Genomic DNA, 20,941 nt, shown 5'->3' on the forward strand with positions numbered 1-20,941 from the left:
AAGCCCGGCACCGGGTGCGGTGCCGAACTCGCCCCCGCTCCTTCTCCCCACCGATACCGTGTCGCCGGCCGACACAGGGGAGACCACCCAGGAGATATGCCGACTGGATCGCCGGTGGCGGTCAGGCGGAGGTGAACGGGTACCGGCTGTTCGTCCGGCAGGACGGTGCCGGGCGCCCGGTGACGTTGCTGCACGGCTTCCCCACGTCGTCCCACGACTGGGCGTTGACCGTGCCGGCCCTGGTGGCGGCCGGGTGCCGGGTCACCACCCTCGACATGCTCGGTTTCGGGCAGAGCGACAAGCCGCGCCGCCACCGGTACTCCCTCCACGAACAGGCCGACCTGGTCGAGGCCCTGTGGAAGTCCCTGGGCATCGGCAAGAACATGCTGGTCGCCCACGACTACGGCGCGTCGGTCGCCCAGGAGCTGCCGGCGCGCGACCCCGACCGCATCACCAGGACCGCCCTGCTGAACGGCGGCCTCCACGCCGACCTGCACCGCCCCGTCCTGCTCCAGCGTCTCCTGCACAGCCGGATCGGCCCGCTGCCGGCCCGCCTCACCGACGAGAAGAGGTTTGTCGCCGGTCTGCGCGGCGTCCTGTCCCGGCCCGTGCCGGACGAGGTGCTGCACGACATGTGGACGTCGGTGGCCCACGAGGACGGGCAGCGCCTGACCCCCCGCCTGCTCCGCTACATCGACGACCGCCGGACCCACTCCGACCGCTGGGTCACGTCACTCGAACAGTACGAGGGCCCGCTGCTGTTCGTATGGGGCCCCGACGACCCGGTGAACGGCGCCCACGTCCTCCCCCGCCTCCACGAACGCCGCCCCCACGCCACGTTCACGGTGCCGCCGGGCACCGGCCACTACCCGCAGATCGAAGCGCCGAAGGAGACGGCGGAGGCCCTGGCCGCGTTCCTCGCGGGCTGATCCCGTGACTTCTGTTGGTCGTCACCGCTGATATTCCAGCTGTGAATCCGGTCGGACGTCATGAGACGCTGCCGTTCATGACTGCCAAGTTGCAGTGTGTGGTCTTGGACTGCGCGGATGTCCTCGAGCTGTCCCGGTTCTACCAGTCGCTTGTCGGTGGCGTAGTGAACCAGCCGGATCAGCGATGGTCGCTGGGCGACGACTGGGCGACACTTCACACCGACAGTGGGTTCGTACTGGCCTTTCAGCGCGTGGAGGATCACCGGCCGCCGCAGTGGCAGGACTCCGCCCACCCTCAGCAGTTCCACCTTGACCTGGCGGTCGAGGATCTGGACCGAGCCGAGGAGGACGCCCTGGAGCGGGGCGCCACGCTCCTCGACGGAGGTGACGGAAAGCGGAGTTGGCGCGTCTTCGCGGACCCGGCAGGACATCCCTTCTGTCTCGTCCGGGACTGACACTGCGCATCGAAGGGGCCCGCCGCCGCTGATCCTTCTGAGCTGTAGGGACCACCGATGGGGGGCTCAGGCGTTGTCGAGTGGCCCCTCGGTGAACAGGTCCTCCGTGTGCTCCACTGTGCCGGCGCGGTCCAGCCAGTCGCTCACCAATGCGAGGTCGGTGCAGCCGAGGATGCGTTCCCGGGCGGCGTCGGAGACGGGAACCCCACGCACCTCCAGCACCCGCAGGACACCCTTGGCCTCACCTCGCGCCTCACCCTCCAGATACGTCTCCTCGAAGAGCGTGCCCCTGCCGGGAAAGTAAGTGCCGACCATCTTTTGCAGACCTTTCCATGTCTTGCGAGCCGGAGTGTCCTCCAGACCCACTTCCACGAACTCGCACCAGTACTTCGCCGTGGCCGCGTCGAACGACCGCATTCCGTGGGCCAGTGTGTTCAGTATGGCGCCAATTTTCCCGCTTTCGCTGTGCACGATGGCGGAGACCGTCGCCAGCGCCGGCTCCCGGGCGACCAGCGACTCGTCCGTGATCTCGGGGACGTTGTCCGGGCCGAGCACGAAGGGCCGTGTGACCTGGGTCGACCACGGACCGACTCGGCACTCGAAAGGCCCTGCCGCCCATTTCGCCGTCGACCGACTCCGGCAGACCGTGACGAGCAGTACCGGCACACCGAACTTCGCGTACAGGTACGCGACGTAGTAGGCCCAGTTCATCTCTTTGTCCGGGGACCTTTTCGTCTGGGCCTCCACGGCGATGATGAAGCCGTCCCCGTCCGAGGGGTCGACCCTCAGCACGGTGTCCACCCGGCGCTCCAGCGGGCGGATTTCCGTGGCGTCGGGGGTGAGCGCAACGATGGCGGCCTTGGCCGGTGGTGGCAGCCCCAGTGCCGCGAAGACGGGGGTGAGGACCTCTGGATGTTCCTGAAAGATCCGGTGAGAGACCTCATGTGTCGATGTGACCATGTGTGCAACCTAGGCGGGTCCATGGGCGCCCGTCCGAGTGATCGGTGACGTTCACCCGTTCGGGGTGCGAGTGGGAGTTCAGGTGACGACCGGGACGCCCGTGGTCAGTTCGCACCAGACGTACTTGCCCCGATTGCCGTGCCGGGACAGGGTGTGCCAGCCCCAGTGGTCCGCGCAGGAGCGGACGAGGAGCAGACCGCGGCCGTCCTCCTGGAGCGGCAGCTCCGGGGAGTCGGGCGGCTCCGGAGGCTCGGGGTCCGTGTCCCACGCCCCGATGCGGAGGGTGCCGCCGGCGTACCGCACGCGGAGTGCCGCGGGCCCCTCGGTGTGCCGGACGGCGTTGCTGATCAGCTCGGTCGCGAGCAGCTCCGCGGCGTCGACGAGACCGATCAGTCCGTGCAGGGTGAGGATCAGGCGCAGGGTGCGCCGGCTGACGGTGACGGCGCGGAGATCGTTGGGGACGGAGAGGGAGTACTCCCAGGATTCGGCGTCCGTGTTCCCGTTTTCGGGCATGGGGCAACTCCGTTGAGGGGTGAGGTGATTGCCTGCGTCGACGGGGGTGGCCTGCCGCAGCCGTCATGGCATGACGGGGCGGTGCGCTTCCGGTGTCCCGGCATTCCGCAGAGTGTGCGTCGCGTCACCGACGGTAGAGGTAAATATTTTGCCGGTGCAAGCCGATCGCGTACCCTGACACCCGATCGAGGGCGTCCAACCCCGTGTGAGTACTCGGTGACTGAGGAGCTGAGGGCGATGCCCGCGAGGATTCAGCCGACTGCCCGGCAGGTGCGTCTGGGGGCCGAACTGCGCAAGCTGCGCGAGGCGGCGGGCATGACGTCGCGAGAGGCGGCGCGACTGCTGGGCACGAGCCCCGCGCAGATGAGCCAGATCGAGGCTGGCAACGCGGGAGTCAGCGAGGAGCGGGTGCGCAGGCTCGCAGTCCACTACGCCTGTGCCGACGCGGAGTTGATTGATGCGTTGGTGGAGATCGCGCAGGACCGCACTTCCGGATGGTGGGAGGAGTTCAGAGACGTACTGCCGCCCGCCTTTCAGGACTTGGCGGAGCTGGAGCATCACGCCCACTTCATGTGGGTGATCGGAACCGCTCACGTTCCAGGGCTGCTTCAGACGGAGGAGTACGCGCGCGCCGTACTCGCCTATCGGGTGCCGGAGCTCCCGAGCGGCGAGCTGGAGCCCAGGGTGGCGCACCGCATGCGCCGCAGGGCCGTACTCGGCCAGGAGGGGGCCGCTCCCTACGAGGCCGTCCTGCATGAGTCGGTGCTCCGAACACGGGTCGCCGACAGAAAAGTGGCGCGGGCCCAACTCCACTCATTGCTCGCCGAGTCCGATCGCCCGAACGTCTCGGTGCGAGTGATCCCGTTCGATGTCGACGGGTTCGCCGGCGCCAGCTCGATGATGCTGTACGCCGGTGGGCGTGTACCGGCGCTGGACACGGTGCAGCGGGACGCACCCTACGGATCGGTGTTCCTCGATGCCGCTGCTCAACTCCTGGCCATGCGAACACTCTTCCGTAAGGTGGAGTCCGTATCGCTGGATCCCGCAAGGTCGCGGGAGTTCATCCATCGTGTGGCGGAGGAACTGTAGTCGTGACGCAGTGGCAGAAGTCCTCGTTCTCCGGGCCGGGCGACGGCAACGAATGCGTCGAACTCGCCTCCGAGGAGCGCTTGACGCTCTTGCGTGAGAGCGACGAGCCCGATCGAATACTTGGCGTCGGACCCGGCGCCCTGGCCGCGCTGCTCCGTCACCTTCATGTGGACGCCCTGGGTGGCCGTAAGTGACCGGCGCAGACATCGTCGTCGAGTGGCAGAAGTCCACGTTCTCCGGCGGGGGCCCGGTAACGAGTGTGTGGAACTGGCTCGGGCGGAACCCTCGTTGCTCCTGAGGGAGAGCGAGGAACCCGAGCGTGTGCTTGCCGTTCGGGCGGACGCGCTGGCCGGGCTGTTGCGGCATGTGCGGGCGGGAAGCCGGTAGGGGTGCAGAGGGGGAGGCCCGGAGAGTCGGGTTGGTGACTCGCCGGGCCTCATCGTGCCGCGTTCACGCCTGGGCGACCGCCGAGGACCAGTCGAGGTCCACGCCCATGTCCGCGTACATCTTCGTGTAGCCGACGTAGCAGTCGAACCTCTCGACCTTGCCGTCGCGCAGGTACCAGAAGTCGGCGGTCGGCACGTCGACCTTGTTGCCGTTCCCCTTGACGACCCCACCCGTCGGTGCCGTCAGCTCGCCGTCGAACGTGCCGCGGATGGACAGCTCGATGCTGACGACGTCACCGCTCACGGTGATGCGCTGCAGCTCGCGGTGGACGTCGGAGAAGAGGCCCTTCATGCGGGGCAGCACCGTGCCGAGCGTCTCGCCCCGGTAGGTGTGGCCGGCGACCACGTCGTTGAAGACGCCGTCCTCGGCGAAGCTGTCGACGAACGCCTGGACGTCCATGTCGTCGCCCTCGGCCACGTCGTAGGCGTGCAGGACGACCGCGAGGTTGGTCCTCTCGCGCTCGGTCAGGTCGTGGTCGGTGAGCGGCAGCTCCGCCGGTTCGGCTTCGGTCAGGGTCATGTCGTTTCCTCCAGGTCGGTCTGGACTCGAATCTAGTAATTCAAACGATTGCTTTAACTGTAGGCAGGGTGTGCGAAACTGTCAATCGACTGTTTGAATACTTCGTCCGGAGGAGTAACGTGACGCGGGTGGACAAGGTGGACCAGCGCCGGGAGGCCGGGCAGCGCACACGGGACGGGCTGCGGGCGGCCGCGTTGGAGCTGCTCTCGCAGCGGGGGCAGGACGGCGTGACCCTCCGCGAGATCACGGATCGCGCCGGGGCGAACGTCGCGGCGGTGAGTTATCACTTCGGCTCGCTGAAGAAGCTGTGCGAGACGGCGATCGAGCACGCGCTGGAGCAGTACCTGAACGCCCAGATCGGCGCACTCGAAGCCCTCTCCTCCACGGCGACGCTCCAGGAGGTGGCGGGGGCTTTCGCCCGCCCGATGGTGCGGGCGCTGGCGGCCGGCGGGCAGGACCTGGCGGTGATGCGCACCGTGGCGCGCGTCGGCATCGAACCCCCCGAGGGGTGGGAGCGGCTGCACGGGAAGTTCGACCGGACCCGGGAGGAAGTCATCCGGGTACTGGCACCGACGCTGCCCGATGTCGACGAGGAGGAACTCGCCTTCCGGACGCGGTGTGCCGCAGGCATGCTGAACTGGCTCGCCCTGGCCCCCATCGGCACGGAACTGGCCACCCTCCCCGCCGACCGGATCGAACAGCACCTCGTCCCGGTGGTGGCAGGAGCGCTACGCGGCGACGCCACCGTCGGCCGCTGACGCGGCACCGTTCGACGAAGGAGCCGGCGACATGACCGAGTGGCAGAAGTCGTCCTTCTCCGGGGGCGGCGACGGCGACGACTGCGTGGAGCTCGGGCACAGCGGAACCGGGATGCTCCTCCGCGAGGGCGACGAGCCCGGGCTGATACTCGCCGTCAGCCCCGCTTCCCTCGCCCAACTCATCCGTCACCTGCGGAGCGAACCGTAGGATCGCGGTCATCAGACGAGGGGGCAGCCTTCGCAGCCTTGCCGTTGAGGGATGACAGGCGTGACGGGCGTGGCTGGGCTGGAGACCGGAACTGGCGAACGAATGGCTGAATTCTCGAGGCCAACATGGCGACTTTTCGATACTCATAAAAAGCTCAATGAACAGCGACATCTTTGACGTGCTGTGTTTGTTGTGTGCACGATAAGTGAAGTGCGATGCCGAGGGGGAACAAGTCCGCGCGTGGGTGCAAAAACTCGTGCGAGGTGCATTTGTGCCCGGTATTTGTCACTCAACGTAGTCTTCAGTCAGAGCTGAATGAGGGGGAAGTGTCATATGCGGTCTTTCGGTGTGCAGAGATTAGGGATGCCTGTGGGTGTGGTGCTGGCAGGACTCGGGGTCGCTATTTCGCCGAGCGCGGCCCAGGCTGCGGATGGTGTCACATCTGCTCAGATTGCCGCGTTCGAGACGGCAACGGCTGCGCAGTCCGACCAGGGGGACGTGCAAGCTGCGCAAACATTGATCCAGTTCGAGGCCCTTTCCGATGAGGAAAAGGAGCGGTTCGTCAAGCTGATCAATGATCCAGATATCTACAGGCAGATCTTTGAGGCTTCCGAGCGGGCCTCGGAGGCTGGGGCGCAGTCGCGTATCGCGCTTGCTGAGGGCGACGTGGTGGTCGAGGTGACAAGCGAGGAAGGTGTCACCGAGACCCCTGCTGCGGAGGACCAGGTTTCGGCTGCGGCCAGTACGGTGACACGGTGGGCCAGTCACACGCATACCGACAAACTTCTCGGCGTCAAGATTTCCGCGACTAAAGTGACGACGAACTACCAGACGAAGGGAAAGGACACGACCAAGGTTCTTCCGGGCACGGCCCAATCTTATGAGTACATCCCTGGATGCTCGCTCAGTCACGGGGTGGTCGACGAGTGGATTTCGGCGGAGCCGGCGGATAACGCCCAGACTGAAACCATATGGACAGCCGACTGCGCGGGTAGTAGCTGGGACGGCCGTCAGCGTGTTTGGGGCGACTATCGCGGATACGTCGGTGGTTACATCAAGGTCTTCAATTAGGGTGGATCACTCCGACGGCCTGGCTCGCGTGGTGTTTATTTCGTAGGATTCCAGTCCTCGGCAAGGAGAATGCGATGTTTTCGCAAGCTGGTGTCGCCCCGTTCGTCACGTTGATCGTCGTCCTGGTGATCGCGGCGGTGGCCGGGTACGGCTTCTGGGTGAAGAACCGCTCCCGCTCGAAGAGCGAGGACTGAGGCGGATACGCACGAGGCCGGTCGAACCTGACGGTTCGGCCGGCCTCTGTGCTGTACGACCTGTCCGACTTAGGCGGTCGGGGGCTCCTCCAGGCGGGGGAAGAGGACCGCGCCCTTGGTGACCGTCGCGCCGGCGGGGAGGCGGCCCCAGTCGGCGGCGTCCTGGACGCGCTGGTCGGCGAGGGCGCCCAGGGACGGTTCCGCGCCCAGGGACTCCCAGAGCTTCTGGCTGGTGTCGGGCATGATCGGGTTCAGGAGGACGGCCATGGCGCGGAGCGACTCCGCGGCCGTGTAGAGGATCGTGGCCAGGCGGGCCCGGCCCTCGTCGCTCTTGTCCTTGGCGACCTTCCACGGTTCCTGTTCCGTGAGGTAGCCGTTGACCTGCTTGACGAAGTCGAAGACCGCCAGGATGCCGCCCTGGAAGTCCAGTTCCTCGCCGATCTTCCGGTCCGCCGTCGCGACCGTCTTCGCCAGGCCGGCGTGGACCGCCGCCTCCGCCTCGCCGTCGGCCGTGGCCGCCGGCAGTTCGCCGCCGAAGTACTTGCCGACCATCGCCGCCACGCGGGACGCCAGGTTGCCGTAGTCGTTCGCCAGCTCGCTCGTGTAGCGGGCGGAGAAGTCCTCCCACGAGAAGCTGCCGTCCTGGCCGAAGGCGATGGCACGCAGGAAGTACCACCGGTACGCGTCCACGCCGAAGTGCGTGGTCAGGTCCTGCGGCTTGATGCCGGTCAGGTTCGACTTCGACATCTTCTCGCCGCCGACCATCAGCCAGCCGTTGGCCGCGACCTTGCCCGGCAGCGGCAGGCCCTGCGCCAGCAGCATCGCCGGCCAGATCACCGCGTGGAAGCGCAGGATGTCCTTGCCGACCAGGTGCACGTCGGCCGGGAACGTCTCCTCGAACTTCTGCTCGTTCTCGTTGTAGCCGACCGCCGTGGCGTAGTTCAGCAGCGCGTCGACCCACACGTAGATGACGTGCTTCTCGTCCCAGGGGATCGGGATGCCCCAGTCGAAGGTCGAGCGGGAGATGGACAGGTCCTGGAGGCCCTGGCGGACGAAGTTCACGACCTCGTTGCGCGCGGACTCCGGCTGGACGAAGCCGGGGTTGGCCTCGTAGTACGCGAGGAGCTTGTCGGTGTAGTCGCTCAGGCGGAAGAAGTAGTTCTCCTCGCTGAGGATCTCCACCGGCTTCTTGTGGATCGGGCACAGCTTCTGGCCCTCGAACTCGCCCTCGCCGTCGAGCAGTTCGCCGGGGAGCTTGTACTCCTCGCAGCCCACGCAGTACGGGCCCTCGTAGCCGCCCTTGTAGATCTCGCCCTTGTCGTACAGGTCCTGCACGAACTCCTGGACGCGGTCGGTGTGCCGCTTCTGCGTGGTGCGGATGAAGTCGTCGTTCGCGATGTCCAGGTGCTCCCACAGGGGTTCCCAGGACTCCGTGACGAGCTTGTCGGCCCAGGCCTGCGGGGTGACCCCGTTCGCCTCGGCCGTGCGCATGATCTTCTGACCGTGCTCGTCCGTGCCGGTGAGGTACCACACCTTCTCGCCGCGCTGACGGTGCCAGCGGGTGAGCACGTCGCCTGCGACGGTCGTGTAGGCGTGGCCCAGGTGAGGAGCGTCGTTGACGTAGTAGATGGGGGTCGAGACGTAGTACGCCTTCGCCCCCTGCTTCTCGGATCCAGTGGCCGCCATGGTCGAAATCCTACTGGTCCGGAGATGGTGGCTTCACATGCGTTTCGGGGCGGGCGGTGCGGGGTATCCCGCGCCGCCCGCCCCGAAGGCCGGAGGGTGGTGGGGCTACGGGCGCCAGGACGCCAGTACGCCCTCGTAGAGTTCCTTGTCGGTGAGCTCGCGGGGGGTGGGGCCCGCGTGGAAGAAGGAGGTGTTCTCCGTCTTCAGCTTGCGGAGGTAGTCGAACGCCTTGTTGTCCTGCTCGCCGAACGCGACGAAGGAGAAGAAGACCTCCGGGTGCTTCGCCGCCGCGTCCTTCAGGGCCTGCGTGGCGGGGGTCTTCGCGTCGGGGGCGCCGTCCGTCTGGAAGATCACCAGGGCGGGGGTGCCGGGTGCCTCCTCGGCGTGCCGGGCGAGGACCGCCTCCACGGCGGCGTGGTAGCTCGTACGGCCCATGCGGCCGAGGCCCGCGTGCAGTTCGTCGACCTTGTTCTCGTGCGCGGCGAGGGTCAGTTCGCCGGTGCCGTCCAGTTCGGTGGAGAAGAACGTGACGTGGACGGTGGCCTCGGGGTCCAGGTGGGCGGCGAGGGCGAGGGTCTGCTCGCCGAGGGCCTGCGCGGAGCCGTCCTTGTAGTACGGGCGCATGGAGGCGGAGCGGTCCAGGACGAGGTGGACCTTGGCGCGGGTGCCGGTGAGGTCGTGTGCGCGCAGGGCCGTGCCGGCGGCCTTGTAGGCGGTGGTGAGGCCGGGGGCGTCCGTGCGGATGCGCGACGCGGGTGTCGCGGGGTTCCCCTGTGGGGCTTCCGGTGCGTCGGCGGACGCAGGTTCGGGGGCGGGGTCCGGCGCGGGGGTGGGAGTGGGCTCCGGCGCGGGGGTCGGCTCCGGGGCCGGTTCCACAGTCGCCTCGGGCGCGGGGGCCGCCGCCTCGGCGGGCTCCTCGGGTGCCTGGGGCTCCTCCGCCGTGGCGGGCTCCTCGGACGCCGGCTCCTCGGTGGGGGCCGGCTCCTCGGCGGTCACCGGTTCCGGTTCCACCGGTTTCTCCGACGGCGCGGGTTCCGGCTCCGCCGCCGGCTCCTCGGCCGCCGCCGGTTCCGGCGTCGGCTCGGCGGCCGGGGCCTGCTCGGCCGAAGACGCCGGGGTCTCCTCGACCACCGGTGCGGACACCGCCTCGGGTGCGGTCACCGCCTCGGGTGCGGTCACCGCCTCGGCCGTCGGCTCCGCCGTCACCGTCGGTTCCGCCGTCACCGTCGGTTCCGCCGTCACCGTCGGTTCCGCCTCGGGCGCTGGCTCCGCCTCGGGCGTCGGCTCGTCCGCCGGCTTCGTCGGTGCGGGGACCGTGATGTTGTCGAACGCCGCCGACACCAGGTCGTGTTCGTCGCGGCTCTCGCGGCTCTCCTGGCGCGGGTCGGGAACGTGCGCCGTCGCAGCCGGCGCCGGAGCCGGGGTCGGTTCCGTCGCCGGGGACGGGACCTTCGGCGCCGGGGCCCGCTCCTCGGGGGCCGCCGCGGCGGGCTCCTCCACCGGTGCCGTCTCCTGCGCGGGCAGCCGCTCCGGCTGCGCCGTCACGCTCTCCGTCCCGTCGCCGCGCTCCTTGCGTGAGCGGCCGAACGCATTCCGCAGAAGAGTGAGAAGTCCCATGAGCGCAACCCTTCGCATGAGGTGAGGCCCGTCAATCCCTGGCCAGGACGGACACGTAAGGTTAGCGGTCACGGCTGGTGATCTTCGGCAGGGTACGACGAGCGGACCCGCCGCGCTGCCCCGGAACACCGTACGGGCGACAGTGCGTTCGTCCCATCGCCGTACGGCCACCGTGCGTTCGGCCGGCGTTCGGGTCAGCGTCCCACTCCCGTACGCGCGCCCCCTTCGCCCTCCGCGCCACCCGGCCGTCGCCCCCGGGGTCCGGTCCGAGCCGGCCAGTGACCGGATGACGAAGCCGCCCGGGGCGAGGGAGACGAGTGCCCGGACGGGGGCGCCTCCCCCGGCTCGGCGTTCCCGCGGCCGATCGGCCGATCGGGTGGATGCCTTCACCGGCAGCTTCGCCCGGACGGGGGAGGCACGCGCGGGTGCGGGGCCGGACGGGTGACGTACGGGTGGCGTCGAGCGGCTACTCGACCAGGGCCGCGGTGGTGCCCAGCGCGGCCGCGAGGCGTGCGGCGTCCCGGGTGCCGGGTTCGGCCGTGTAGACGGTGATACGCGTGTCGTCGAGCGCGTCCAGGAGCGTGTCGCAGTCGAGCGTCATCCGGCCGGCCTCGGGGTGCTCCACGGTCTTGCGCCGCGACGGGCTCGGCAGCGGCGGCGGAACGTCGGCGTCCCACAGCTCCGTGAAGCGCGGGGCGGCCTCCGCGAGCGCCCCGACGAGCCGGCGCAGCGCCCGGTCGGCCGGGTAGCGCAGGACGGTCAGCCGCAGGTCGGCGACGAGCCGGGCCTCGTGGTCGGCCTGCTCCCGAGCGGTGTGCACGACCCGGCCCGCGGGCCCGGCGAGCGTGCGCCAGACCGCGTTGCGCTCGATGCCGCGCCAGTGCGACGTCGGGCCCATCAGCGCCTCGTACGGCTCGTTGGCGAGGACGAGGTTCCAGCTCGCGTCGTACACGACGACCGGGGTGTGCGCGAGGCGGTCGAGCAGCCGGCGCACGCTCGGCGCGAGACGCGCGGGGACGACCTCGGGGCCGGGGACGGTGTGCCCGGCCAGCCGGTACAGCAGGTCCCGCTCCGGTGCCGACACGCGCAGCGCCCGCGCGAGCGCCTCGACCACCTGGGCGGAGGGGGCGGTGGCCCGGCCCTGTTCGAGCCGGGTCAGGTAGTCCGCCGAGACCCCGGCGAGCGCGGCGAGCTCCTCCCGGCGCAGCCCCGGTGCCCGCCGGCGCCGGCCGACCGGGACGCCCGCGTCCTGTGGTGCGACGCGTTCGCGCCAGCGGCGTACCGTCCGGCCGAAATCCCACGTCTGCATGGTTCCAGTGTGCCTGGGGCGCCGTGGCGTTGTCCTGGCCCCGGCAGACCCAGGACAACGGGACGGCTGGCTGGGCACCGCGCCGTGACCGAGGGTCGGCACCATGACCACCACCGAATCCGGCATCGGCTCCGGAACCGTACTGATCACCGGCCCCACCCGGGGCCTGGGCCGGTCCGCCGTCCTCGCGATGGCCGGCCGGCCCCCGGCCGAGCGCCCCGACCTGCTGCTGGTGGGCCGCGCCGGCGCGGACCTCACCCGGGTCGCCGACGAGGCGCGCGCCCTGGGCGCGAGGGTCCACGAGATCGGCTGCGACCTGGCCCGGCTCACCGACGTCCGGGCCGCCGCGACGGCCGCCCGCGACCTGCTCGACGCCGGGGCGGTACGGCCGCTGCGCGCACTCGTCGCCAACGCCGGCATCATGTCGACCGACATCCGCACCCCGTCCGCCGACGGCCACGAGCTGACGTTCGCCGTCAACCACCTCGCCCACGCCCTGCTCATCGGCGAACTGCTCGACTCGCTCACCGCGCCCGCCCGGATCGTCCTGCTCGGCTCGAACGTCTACAGCGCCAATGTCTGGCGGAAGCTGATGGGCGTTCCCGAGGCCAGGTGGCGAGATCCGCTGGAGGTCGCCCGGCCCGCCACCGGCGGGAAGAACCCGGGTTTCACCGCGTCCGGCGTCGCCTACGCCGACTCGAAGCTGGCGATCCTTTACTACGCCCACGAGCTCCAGCGCCGTGCCGCGCCCGGCGTGCACGTCCTCGTGTTCGAGCCGGGGTGGATGCCCGGCAGCGGGCTGGGCCGGGGCGCGCCCGCCGCATTCCAGGCGATGGGGCGGGGGCTGGCCCGGCTGCCCGGCGTCTCCACCCCGGAGCGGTCCGGCCCGGCGCTGGCCTCGGTCGTGCTCGACGACCGGTGGGCGGGGCTGCGCGACGGCGCGTTCGTGGTGAAGACCAAGGTGACCGAGGTACGGCCGGTCGCCCACGACCGGGACCGCGAGGGACGGTTGTGGGCGGCGACCGAGCAGCTCCTCGAAGGGGTGCGGTCCAGGGGCTGAGGGGCAGGGGCCGACGGCCCGGGTGTTCAGAGGCCGGACGTGAGGAGGAATCTCCCCAGGGCGGCGTCGAACAGCTCGGGGCGCTCCAGGTTGGGGAGGTGGGCGGCTCCCTCGACGACCTCCAGGGTCGAGTCGGGCAGTGCCGCGTGCATCGCCCGCGCGTCGGAGACCGGGGTGAACTCGTCGTCGGCGCCGACCACGACGAGGGCCGGCACGGTGAGCCGGGTGAGCAGCTCGCGGTAGTCGGGGCGCAGCGCCCGTCCCCGCAGGGCCGCCGCGGCGCCCCTCGGGTCGGTCCCGGTCATCATGCGGCGCACGTGCGCGGCGACCTCGGGGTCCGCGTACGGCGCGACCATCTTGTACAGCACCTCGTCGGCGTACCCGCCCATGCCCTCGCGCAGCAGACGGTCGGCCATGGCGTTGCGGGCCTCGCGGCCGGCCTCCGTCTCGGCGGCGGGGAAGGTGTCGGCGAGGACGACACCGGCGATCCGGTCCGGGAAGCGGGCGCAGCACTCCATGACGATCTGGCCGCCCATGGAGAGACCGCCGAGCACGCAGCGTTCGATGCCGAGGTGGTCGAGGAGGGCGGCGATGTCGTCGGCGAAGACGGACAGCGGGGTGACGGCGTCGGCGTCCGGCACGGGGGAGGCGCCGTAGCCGCGCAGGTCCGGGGCGACGACCCGGCGGGTGGCGGAGAACGCGGCGAGCTGCGGGGCCCACATGCCGCGGTCGAAGGGATGACCGTGGACCAGGACGAGAGGAAGGGCATCGTCGCCGGAGCGGCCGGTGTCCTCGTGCGCGAGGTACGGGAGCATGGCCCGACTGTAGGGCCTGGGCCCTGAGACCTGATCCGAACGACAGTTCCTACGGTCGGACCGGGGCCCGCGTCGGCGGATTGGCCGGAACCGGCTGCGCGGACGCGACGGGTGCTGTGGACGCGGGGGGTGCCTGCCGGCGACGGGCGTGACGGCCTGTGAGCCAGGCAGCCGCGGCGACGGTGAGGCCGGCGGCCAGCAAGGCCCAGGAGACCGTGCGCAGGGTCTCGGTGAGCGTGTCGTAGACCGCGCCTGCCGCCGGCTCCGAGACGTCGTCCGGGAGGCCGGAGAGGGTCAGCAGACGGCCGACGAGGACGGCGAGCGCCAGCAGCGCGGCACCGAGGGCGGTGCCGAGCCCCATCGCGATCACCGCGCGACGCCGGGACACCGCGACGACGATGCCCGCGGCGGCGCACGCCAAGGTGGCCAGCGGCAGCCAGAAACCGGCGAACTCGAGCACGTGGAACCCCTTCCGGAACGTGGTCAGGCGGTCGGCGGGAAGCAGGGTGATACGGGTGTGTGCGACGGGGATGCGTTCCGCGAACGGGACGTGGTCGTCGACGAGCCGCTCCTTCAGCCGCCGGGTGGCGGGGGCGAGGTCGAGGGTGACGGGGGCGGTCCGGCCCCCGTCGTCGCGCAGGGCGCGCAGCACGGCGTCGTGCGCCGCGAGGTTGGCGGTGCCCCAGGCGGAACGGAACGCCTCGGTGCCGGTGAAGGACCGGACGGCGTCGTGCACGTAGGTGTGCACGGGGTCGCGCAGCGGGGGCCCCACGTCGATCTCCCGCATGATGTCGTCGGTGACGGCCGCGGCGATGGCGTCGCGGACCTCGGCGTCGGTGGCCAGCGGCGCCGTCGTGGCGGCGTAGCGGGCGGTGTCCCCGATGCCGTGGGTGGCCCAGACCGCGAGGACGGCCAGGGGGGCGAGCAGGCACGCGGTGACGAGGAGGACGGCGGCAACCGGCTGTCGGGCGGAACGGCGGGACACGGGTCCAGCGAAGCGGAGCGGGGGACGGGCGGCGAGCGGGGCGGGGCCGATCGGGGGGACGGGCGGCGAGTGGGAACGGCCGAGCGGGGCGGGCGGGTGGCGGGCGGTGACGGCCGAGGAAGGTGGACGCGGTGGTCCGACGGCGGTCGTGGCACCGGATGTTCGTGGGCCCGACGCCCCCGCGCGGGCCCGCAGCGGGTTACGGTGCTGGACGGACGTACGTGCACCTGCGTGACCGACGCATCCGGGCGCACGCGTCCCGCGCTCGGACACATGCGACAAGGGGGAGGGAACGATGCCCGGAACCGTGCTGCTCCTCGCGGCCTCACCGGCGGGCAAGGGGCGCCTCGTGGACGCGGCCTCCGTGCTTCCCGTCCTCGCGGCGGTCGCCCCGGCGGTGCTGTCCGGCACGGAGACCGCCAACGTCGTCGAGCTCGCCGACCCGCTCGAACCGCAGGCGGTGCTGACCCGGTTGCGTGCGGCGGCCGCCGCACCGGGGCCGCTCACCGTCTTCCTCACCGGCCAGCTCCAGCTCGACCGGCGTCAGCACCAGCCGCACGTCGCGCTGGCCCGCTCCACGCCCGCGACCGTGCGCTACACCGGCTTCCCGTGGCAGTGGATCACCGAGGAGCTGCGGCTGCGGCCGCCGGGCGCCACGTCACTCGTCGTCGACCTGCACGCCGATCCGGAGGCGTGGCAGCACCTCGCGGCCCGGCCGCTCACGGCGGGGCCGGGCGTGAGCCTGTACGGGCGGCTCGCGCCGCCTCCGCCGCGGCGGGCGGTCGCGGCGCCGACGTACATGAAGGCGGTCGCCACGCTGCTGCGCAGCGGCCACCGGCCGCCGCTCCCCCAGCTCCACCAGCAGGCGCTGGCGCGGCTGGCGGAGGAGACGGGGGCGTACGGGGACGTCGTCCTGACGTGGGACGCGGAGGCCGGGCGAGGATCCGGCCCCGCATCCGCACCCGGCCCCGCACCCGGCCCCGCATTCGCACCCGGGTCCGGACCCGCGGCGGGAGTGCCGGTGCCGCGACCGGCGCCGGTCGCTGAGATCGCACCCGCGTCCGTACCCGTACCGGTGGCCGGGCCGCCCGTGCCGTCCCCGGTCCCGGAGGCGCCCGATCCGCACGCCGCGATCACCGCCGCCGTCCAGGAGGAACGGCACGAGGAGGCGGAGGCGCTGGCCGCGCGGTACGAGGAGGAGGCGCTCGGCGTCCACGGCCCGGCCTCCGAGGAGGCGCTGCACTGGGCCGAGGTGCGGGCGGACCTCGCGATGTTCGCGGGGGACCCGGTGCGCAGTTGCCGTACCTGGCTCGCGGTCGCCTCGACCCGCCTGTGGGCGCGGCAGGCGCCGGACGCACCGGCGGTGGAGAACGCGGTGGACCGTGCCCATCACCAGTGGGCGCGGATCGAGGACGCGGAGCGGTCGCGTGAACTCGGCGCCCAGCTGGCCGAGTTGCGCACCCGGGTCCCGGGCCGCCGCGCGGGCGCCCTCGCACACGTCCGCGAGCAACTCGAACGACTTGCCGACACCGGTACCGCCGTCGGCACCGCCGCCGAGAAGGACACCACGAGTGACGAGCCGTCGGTGCAGCACGCGCGGTGACGGCGGCGGGAACTGCGCGGGGCACGCCCCTCCCCACCCCGTGTCCGCGGTGCCATGATGGTGAGTCATGGCTGAGGGGGACGGAGTGGCCGACCAGGGGATCCGAGTACGACTGTCCGGTTCCGCCGACGAGAGCGACATCGACGCACTGAAGAGCTGGCTGGAACGCGAGCAACCGCTGGAAGCCCTGGTGCGCGACGGCACGTTGCTCATCCAGGTGCGCTCGGACACCGCCGCGGCCGGTGAACGGGGCAGCCCCATGGGGCTCGGCATGGAGATCTTCCTCGCGTTCGTCGGCGGCGCCTCCGGTGAACTGGTCCGGCGGGTCACGGTCACCGTCGACCGGGCGTTCCACGCCTGGCAGGAGAACCGCCGCGACGTCGAGAGCGGTGATCCCCCCGACGGCAGGGTCGACGCGGTGACCACCGACGAGCGGTAGCCCCGTGGAGCCCTTCGACCCGCGCGGGCACGTCAACCGTGCGCTGCTGGTCGGCGTGTCCTCGTACACCTACACCAAGCCGCAGCCCGACGGAGTGCCCGGCCATCTCCCGGCCGTGGAGCACAACGTGGTGCGGTTGCAGGACGTGCTGCGCCGGGGCCGGGTGTTCGCGGAGGAAGAGGTCGCCGTCCTGCGCTCGCCCCCGCAGGAGCGCTTCGGGCACGCCCTGCGCACGGCGGTCCGCGAGGCCGAGGGGCTGCTGCTGTTCTACTTCGCCGGGCACGGGGCGATCCCGAGCGCGGGCGACGAGCTGTTCCTGCAACTGCGCAACGCCCGGGTGGTCGCCGGTGAGCACGCGGTGTTCCCGGGTGCGGACGCGTTCAGCAGCGTGCTCACCGAGCTGGCGACGAGCCGGGCGCAGCACGTCGTGGTCGTCCTCGATTGCTGCTTCGCGGGCAATGCCGCCCGGGTGTGGGAGAAGCTGCCGGACAAGCGGCGGATCTCCCTGCTGATGAGCGTCCAGGCCAACAACCGCATCGACGCGGGTCCGAAGACGGGTCCGACGCCGTTCACCGAGCGGCTGGTCCATCTGCTCGGCCGCGGCGACCCGATGACGTTCCAGGACCTGTGGGAGCCGCTGCGCGGCCACATGCGTGCCCACCACCGGACGCTGCGCGACTACCCCTGGGACCCGCAGAGCAGGACGGCGGCGGAACGGGACGTGCTGCTGGTGGCGCCCGGCACCGGTCCGTCGGTGCCGATCACGGAAGCACCGGGCCGAACCACCCCCACCGGCACCGGGACCCCCACCGGCACCGGCACCACTACCACTACCACCACCACCGGCACCGGCACCGGCACCGGTGTACTCGCCCCCGTGGTCGGGCCGCCCGCGGCCGAGCCGTTCCGACGGCGGCTGCGCACCGCCCTGCGGCGAAGCGGCCGGGTCACCCTCGCCCTGACCGGCCTGGGCAGGGGGCTGCGGGACCTCGGCGGGGGACCGGGCCACGACCAGGGGAACGGGGACCTGTCCCCGGGCGGCGGCACCCGGACCGGGGACACCGACACGGGCGCGGGTGCGGGCACGGGAACAGGAACGGGCACCGGGCCGGGTCTCCGCCGCCCCGTCACCGTGTTAGCCCTCGTCCTCGCCGTCCTGGCCACCTCCTACGGTGGCTACGCGCTCTTCGCGTCCGGCGGCGACCCCCTCTGCGATCCGCCCCTGGAACTGCGCGTGCTCACCGACCCCGACTTGGAGCAGCCGGTCCGTGCCGCGGCCGGCGCCTACCTCACCTCCGACGCCAACACCGACTCCGACGGCTGCCGGCGCACCGGCATCACTGTCTACAGCGCGGGTGCCGCCGACGTCGTCACCGCGCTGCGGCAGCGGACCGCGGACTGGCGGGACCCGAGCGACGAGGACCTCAACCCCCAGCGCGACGTGGGCGCGCAGCCGGACGTGTGGCTGCCCGCCTCCCGCGCCGACGTCGCCCGCGTCACCGCCGAGCGGGACACCGAGTCCCACGCCGCGCTGCGCACTCTCGGCACGCTCGCCCACTCCCCGATGGTCCTCGCCGTCCCCGACCGGCTCACCGCCCCCGCCGCCGACCGCTCCGGCCGGACCCTGGCCACCCTGCTGACCGCCCTCACCGACCGCGACCCGGACGCCGAGGTCCGCCGCCCCGACCCGGAGTTCACCGACACCGCGCTGCTCGCCACGATCGGCCTGCACGGCCGGGCGGAGGCCGGCGTCACCGCCGGGGAGCAGCGCGTCGCCCAGCCGGGCCCGCCCTCGTCCACCGCCGCCGACCTGCTGTGCGCGCTCCCCGAGAGCGGTGCCACCGACAGCCGCACGGGCGCGCTCGTCCCCGAGTTCCTGCTGCGCGGCGGCGTCGGCTGCGCGCACGCCACGCGGGTGGGCCGGACCGCCGAGTACCCCCTGGACGTTCCCGCCGTCGAGCCCACCTATGTGCACGTCCACTGGGACGGCGCCGACCGCGACGAACCGGCCCGCACCGAGGCGGTCGAGAACTTCTACGACTGGCTGAAGGAGCCGGCCGGCGGGCAGCGCGCGCTCGGTGCCGCCGGGTTCCGCACCGCCGCCGACGGACACGCCCTGCTCGACCCCGGCCGGGCCGCGCACGGCGTGCTGCGCGACCCCGGGCCGCTGCCCGGCGGGGCGTCCGCCACCGCGATGGAGTCCGCGCTCGCCGCCTACCGCGGCGCGCACGGCCCCGGCCGGGTGCTGTTCCTCCTGGACAGCTCCGGTTCCATGGACAACGGCCGGTGGCGGGGCGCGAGCGGCGCCCCCGACATACTGAGGCAGTCCCTCGGCGGGCTCGGCGACAGGGACGAGTACGGGGTGTGGGGGGTCGCCTCCGAGCCCGGCGCGAAGAAGTCGTACCGGTGGCTGCTGCGCTTCGGACCGCACCGCCGCGCCGACGCGGAGAAGGCCCTCGCCGACGCCGTCGTGCGCGACGCGGAGGCCGATCCGGGCGCGGCGCTGCACGCCGCACTGCGGGAGTTGGCGGGGCGCGGCACCGACGACGACCGCCCCGAGCTGATCGTCTACATCACCGACGACGAGGACGACACCCGGCTCACCGGCGCCCGCTTCGACACCCTGCTGAACGAGGCGCGCACGACGGGGATCCCGGTGGCGATGGTGTCCCTGGCCAACGGCGGCTGCGCCCGTACCCGCCCCGACGCCCGGATCTCCGAGGCGAGCGGCGGCCGCTGTCTGGACGCCGACGGGGACATCGGCGCGGGCCTGAAGGACGAGGTCGCGCGCACGGGGACGGGGGAGGACTGATGACGGCACCGACGACCGTGCGGCGGAGGACCACCGGGCACCCGCCCCGACCCCGTACGCACCGGCCCCGTACGCGCCGGCCCCGCCGGGGCCTCGCTCTCCTGGCGCCGTTCCTGCTGCTGCTCGGCACTCTCGCCGGCTGCACCGGAGGGGGCGGGCCGGCCCCCGAGGACACCGCGCACGACGTGCTCGGCGACATCGTCGTGGCCAGCGGCCGGGACGTGACCGGCAAGAACGGCGTCCGGCAGCAGCTCATCGACGCCTGGAACCGCGTGCACAAGGACGACGGCTTCCGCGCCCGCCTCGTCGAACTCCCCGGTGCCGCCGACGCCCAGCGCAGCCAGCTGCTGGGGGCGCTGCAGTCGGGCAGCGCCGACTACGACGTGGTCAACCTGGACGTGACGTGGGTGCCGGAGTTCGCCGCCGCGCGGCTGGTCCGGGCGCTGCCCGACGGTGTGATCGAGAAGGACGTCGTCCCGTCGGTGGCGGGCACCGCCCGCTGGGCCGGCAAGGTGTACGCGGTGCCGTTCAACAGTGACGTCGGCCTGCTGTACTACCGCCGCGACTACCTGCGCGCGGCCGGCGTCCGGCAGAGCGACCTGACCCATCCGCACCTGTCCTGGGAGCAGGTGCAGGCCCTCATCCGTGCCGTGGGCCTGCACCCGCCCCAGGGGTACGAGAAGGGCTGGACCACCCAGCTCGCCGCGTACGAGGGCCGCACGGTGAACGCGCTGGAGGCGTTCGCCAGCGCCACCGAGGGCTTCACGCTCACCGGCAAGGACGGCCACTACGACGGCAACGTCACCGAACTGATGGCGGGTATCGCCGAGTTGGGCAAGCGCACCGACGAGCTGTACACGCTCGGGGACGCCGTCCGCTCCCACGAGGACACCTCGCTCGCCGACTTCGCGGCGGGCAGCACCGCGTTCCTGCGCCACTGGCCGTCCGCCTACCGCACGTTGCACGAGACGTTGCGCCCCGGGCAGGTGGGCGTGACCCGGCTGCCCGGCCACGCCGTCCTCGGCGGCCAGAACCTGGCGGTGACGGCGTCGTCGCAACGCCCGCGCATGGCGCGCGAGCTGGTGGCGTTCCTCACCGGGAAGGAGAGCGAACGCTGCCTGCTGGACGCGGGGTTCGCGGCGACCCGCGAGTCGGCGTACACCGACGACGACGTGACCTGCCGCCTGGCGGGCGCCTCCGGCGCCGCGCCCACCGCGTCCCCGACCGGCGAGGGCGCCGACCACATGCCCCGCGACCGCGCCGGGCGCCCCGCGTACGCCCGCGACACGCTCCTGCCCGCGCTCAAGAGCGCGGTGCAGCGCCCCCGCACGCCCCTGTACGGCGCCTTCACCCAGACGTTCACGACGACCCTGGGACCCCTGTTCGGCGACTCCCCACCGAGCGACGCGACGCTGGCCCGGCGCCTGGACACGGCGTTGCGCGGGGCGCTGGGCGACTGAGGGGCGGGCCGG

Annotated in this window: 21 protein-coding genes; 13 read left to right on the top strand and 8 right to left on the bottom strand. The window is 71.9% G+C overall.

The annotated features are described in order from the left end of the window. Nucleotides 1-131 precede the first annotated feature (131 nt). Together QFZ64_RS18280 and QFZ64_RS18285 are read left to right on the top strand one after the other, a co-directional pair. Complete coding sequence (locus QFZ64_RS18280) at nt 132-929, top strand: alpha/beta fold hydrolase (protein ID WP_307067046.1); 798 nt, start codon at nt 132-134, stop codon at nt 927-929. A 77-nt stretch (nt 930-1,006) separates the two neighbouring features. Then, nucleotides 1,007-1,384, top strand: a complete 378-nt coding sequence (locus QFZ64_RS18285) for a VOC family protein (RefSeq protein WP_307067048.1) — start codon at nt 1,007-1,009, stop codon at nt 1,382-1,384. 66 nt (nt 1,385-1,450) lie between these two features. On the opposite strand, the gene QFZ64_RS18290 is transcribed toward QFZ64_RS18285, so the two are convergent. Further along, on the bottom strand, nt 1,451-2,344 hold the full coding sequence (locus tag QFZ64_RS18290; RefSeq protein ID WP_307067050.1) for a hypothetical protein: 894 nt from the start codon (nt 2,342-2,344) through the stop codon (nt 1,451-1,453). 78 nt (nt 2,345-2,422) lie between these two features. Continuing rightward, nucleotides 2,423-2,857 (bottom strand): ATP-binding protein, encoded by a 435-nt coding sequence (locus tag QFZ64_RS18295; RefSeq protein ID WP_307067054.1) that lies wholly within the window; start codon nt 2,855-2,857, stop codon nt 2,423-2,425. Between the two features lie 237 nt (nt 2,858-3,094). On the opposite strand from QFZ64_RS18295, the gene QFZ64_RS18300 reads away from it, so the two are divergent. The 3 genes from QFZ64_RS18300 to QFZ64_RS18310 are packed head-to-tail and all read left to right on the top strand — an operon-like array spanning nt 3,095 to nt 4,333. Then, on the top strand, nt 3,095-3,946 hold the full coding sequence (locus tag QFZ64_RS18300; protein WP_307067056.1) for a helix-turn-helix transcriptional regulator: 852 nt from the start codon (nt 3,095-3,097) through the stop codon (nt 3,944-3,946). A gap of 2 nt (nt 3,947-3,948) precedes the next feature. Next, nucleotides 3,949-4,140 (top strand): DUF397 domain-containing protein, encoded by a 192-nt coding sequence (locus tag QFZ64_RS18305; protein ID WP_307067058.1) that lies wholly within the window; start codon nt 3,949-3,951, stop codon nt 4,138-4,140. Next, nucleotides 4,112-4,333 (top strand): DUF397 domain-containing protein, encoded by a 222-nt coding sequence (locus QFZ64_RS18310; protein WP_307067060.1) that lies wholly within the window; start codon nt 4,112-4,114, stop codon nt 4,331-4,333. The genes QFZ64_RS18305 and QFZ64_RS18310 overlap by 29 nt, the downstream gene beginning before the upstream one ends. Nucleotides 4,334-4,396: 63 nt before the next feature. On the opposite strand, the gene QFZ64_RS18315 is transcribed toward QFZ64_RS18310, so the two are convergent. Next, nucleotides 4,397-4,912 carry a nuclear transport factor 2 family protein gene (locus QFZ64_RS18315; RefSeq protein WP_307067062.1) on the bottom strand — a complete coding sequence of 172 codons (516 nt, stop codon included), beginning with the start codon at nt 4,910-4,912 and terminating at the stop codon, nt 4,397-4,399. Between the two features lie 119 nt (nt 4,913-5,031). Between QFZ64_RS18315 and QFZ64_RS18320 the strand changes: the two genes are divergently transcribed. The 3 genes from QFZ64_RS18320 (at nt 5,032) to QFZ64_RS18330 (ending at nt 6,949) form a co-directional block, all read left to right on the top strand. After that, nucleotides 5,032-5,670 carry a TetR/AcrR family transcriptional regulator gene (locus QFZ64_RS18320; protein WP_307067064.1) on the top strand — a complete coding sequence of 213 codons (639 nt, stop codon included), beginning with the start codon at nt 5,032-5,034 and terminating at the stop codon, nt 5,668-5,670. A 31-nt stretch (nt 5,671-5,701) separates the two neighbouring features. Continuing rightward, the gene (locus tag QFZ64_RS18325) at nt 5,702-5,878 is read left to right on the top strand and encodes a DUF397 domain-containing protein (RefSeq protein WP_307067065.1); all 177 of its coding nucleotides are present in this window, start codon (nt 5,702-5,704) and stop codon (nt 5,876-5,878) included. A 375-nt stretch (nt 5,879-6,253) separates the two neighbouring features. Next, nucleotides 6,254-6,949: a hypothetical protein gene (locus QFZ64_RS18330; RefSeq protein WP_307067067.1), complete on the top strand. Its 696-nt coding sequence runs from the start codon at nt 6,254-6,256 to the stop codon at nt 6,947-6,949. Nucleotides 6,950-7,212: 263 nt separating this feature from the next. Here the strand turns inward: QFZ64_RS18330 and metG are convergent, their stop codons facing one another. From metG to QFZ64_RS18345, 3 genes are all read right to left on the bottom strand, one after another. Continuing rightward, a complete protein-coding gene (metG, locus tag QFZ64_RS18335) occupies nt 7,213-8,829 on the bottom strand; it encodes a methionine--tRNA ligase (RefSeq protein ID WP_307067069.1) in 1,617 nt (538 codons plus the stop codon). A 105-nt stretch (nt 8,830-8,934) separates the two neighbouring features. Then, a complete protein-coding gene (locus QFZ64_RS18340) occupies nt 8,935-10,446 on the bottom strand; it encodes a VWA domain-containing protein (RefSeq protein WP_307067071.1) in 1,512 nt (503 codons plus the stop codon). Between the two features lie 466 nt (nt 10,447-10,912). Further along, on the bottom strand, nt 10,913-11,755 hold the full coding sequence (locus QFZ64_RS18345; protein WP_307067073.1) for a helix-turn-helix transcriptional regulator: 843 nt from the start codon (nt 11,753-11,755) through the stop codon (nt 10,913-10,915). A 103-nt stretch (nt 11,756-11,858) separates the two neighbouring features. On the opposite strand from QFZ64_RS18345, the gene QFZ64_RS18350 reads away from it, so the two are divergent. Then, nucleotides 11,859-12,815, top strand: a complete 957-nt coding sequence (locus QFZ64_RS18350) for an SDR family NAD(P)-dependent oxidoreductase (RefSeq protein WP_307067075.1) — start codon at nt 11,859-11,861, stop codon at nt 12,813-12,815. A 26-nt stretch (nt 12,816-12,841) separates the two neighbouring features. Here QFZ64_RS18350 and QFZ64_RS18355 read toward each other — a convergent pair whose 3' ends face one another. After that, complete coding sequence (locus tag QFZ64_RS18355) at nt 12,842-13,630, bottom strand: alpha/beta fold hydrolase (RefSeq protein WP_307067077.1); 789 nt, start codon at nt 13,628-13,630, stop codon at nt 12,842-12,844. 49 nt (nt 13,631-13,679) lie between these two features. Next, on the bottom strand, nt 13,680-14,615 hold the full coding sequence (locus tag QFZ64_RS18360) for a hypothetical protein (RefSeq protein WP_307067079.1): 936 nt from the start codon (nt 14,613-14,615) through the stop codon (nt 13,680-13,682). Nucleotides 14,616-14,910: 295 nt separating this feature from the next. Between QFZ64_RS18360 and QFZ64_RS18365 the strand changes: the two genes are divergently transcribed. The 4 genes from QFZ64_RS18365 (at nt 14,911) to QFZ64_RS18380 (ending at nt 20,929) form a co-directional block, all read left to right on the top strand. Continuing rightward, nucleotides 14,911-16,218 (top strand): hypothetical protein, encoded by a 1,308-nt coding sequence (locus QFZ64_RS18365; RefSeq protein WP_307067081.1) that lies wholly within the window; start codon nt 14,911-14,913, stop codon nt 16,216-16,218. 67 nt (nt 16,219-16,285) lie between these two features. Next, nucleotides 16,286-16,657: a hypothetical protein gene (locus QFZ64_RS18370; RefSeq protein WP_307067083.1), complete on the top strand. Its 372-nt coding sequence runs from the start codon at nt 16,286-16,288 to the stop codon at nt 16,655-16,657. A 4-nt stretch (nt 16,658-16,661) separates the two neighbouring features. Continuing rightward, the gene (locus QFZ64_RS18375) at nt 16,662-19,469 is read left to right on the top strand and encodes a VWA domain-containing protein (RefSeq protein WP_307067085.1); all 2,808 of its coding nucleotides are present in this window, start codon (nt 16,662-16,664) and stop codon (nt 19,467-19,469) included. Further along, nucleotides 19,469-20,929 carry an extracellular solute-binding protein gene (locus QFZ64_RS18380; protein WP_307067087.1) on the top strand — a complete coding sequence of 487 codons (1,461 nt, stop codon included), beginning with the start codon at nt 19,469-19,471 and terminating at the stop codon, nt 20,927-20,929. The genes QFZ64_RS18375 and QFZ64_RS18380 overlap by 1 nt, the downstream gene beginning before the upstream one ends. The last annotated feature ends 12 nt before the right edge of the window (nt 20,930-20,941 follow it).

The organism is Streptomyces sp. B3I8, assembly GCF_030816915.1.
Lineage (GTDB): Bacteria > Actinomycetota > Actinomycetes > Streptomycetales > Streptomycetaceae > Streptomyces.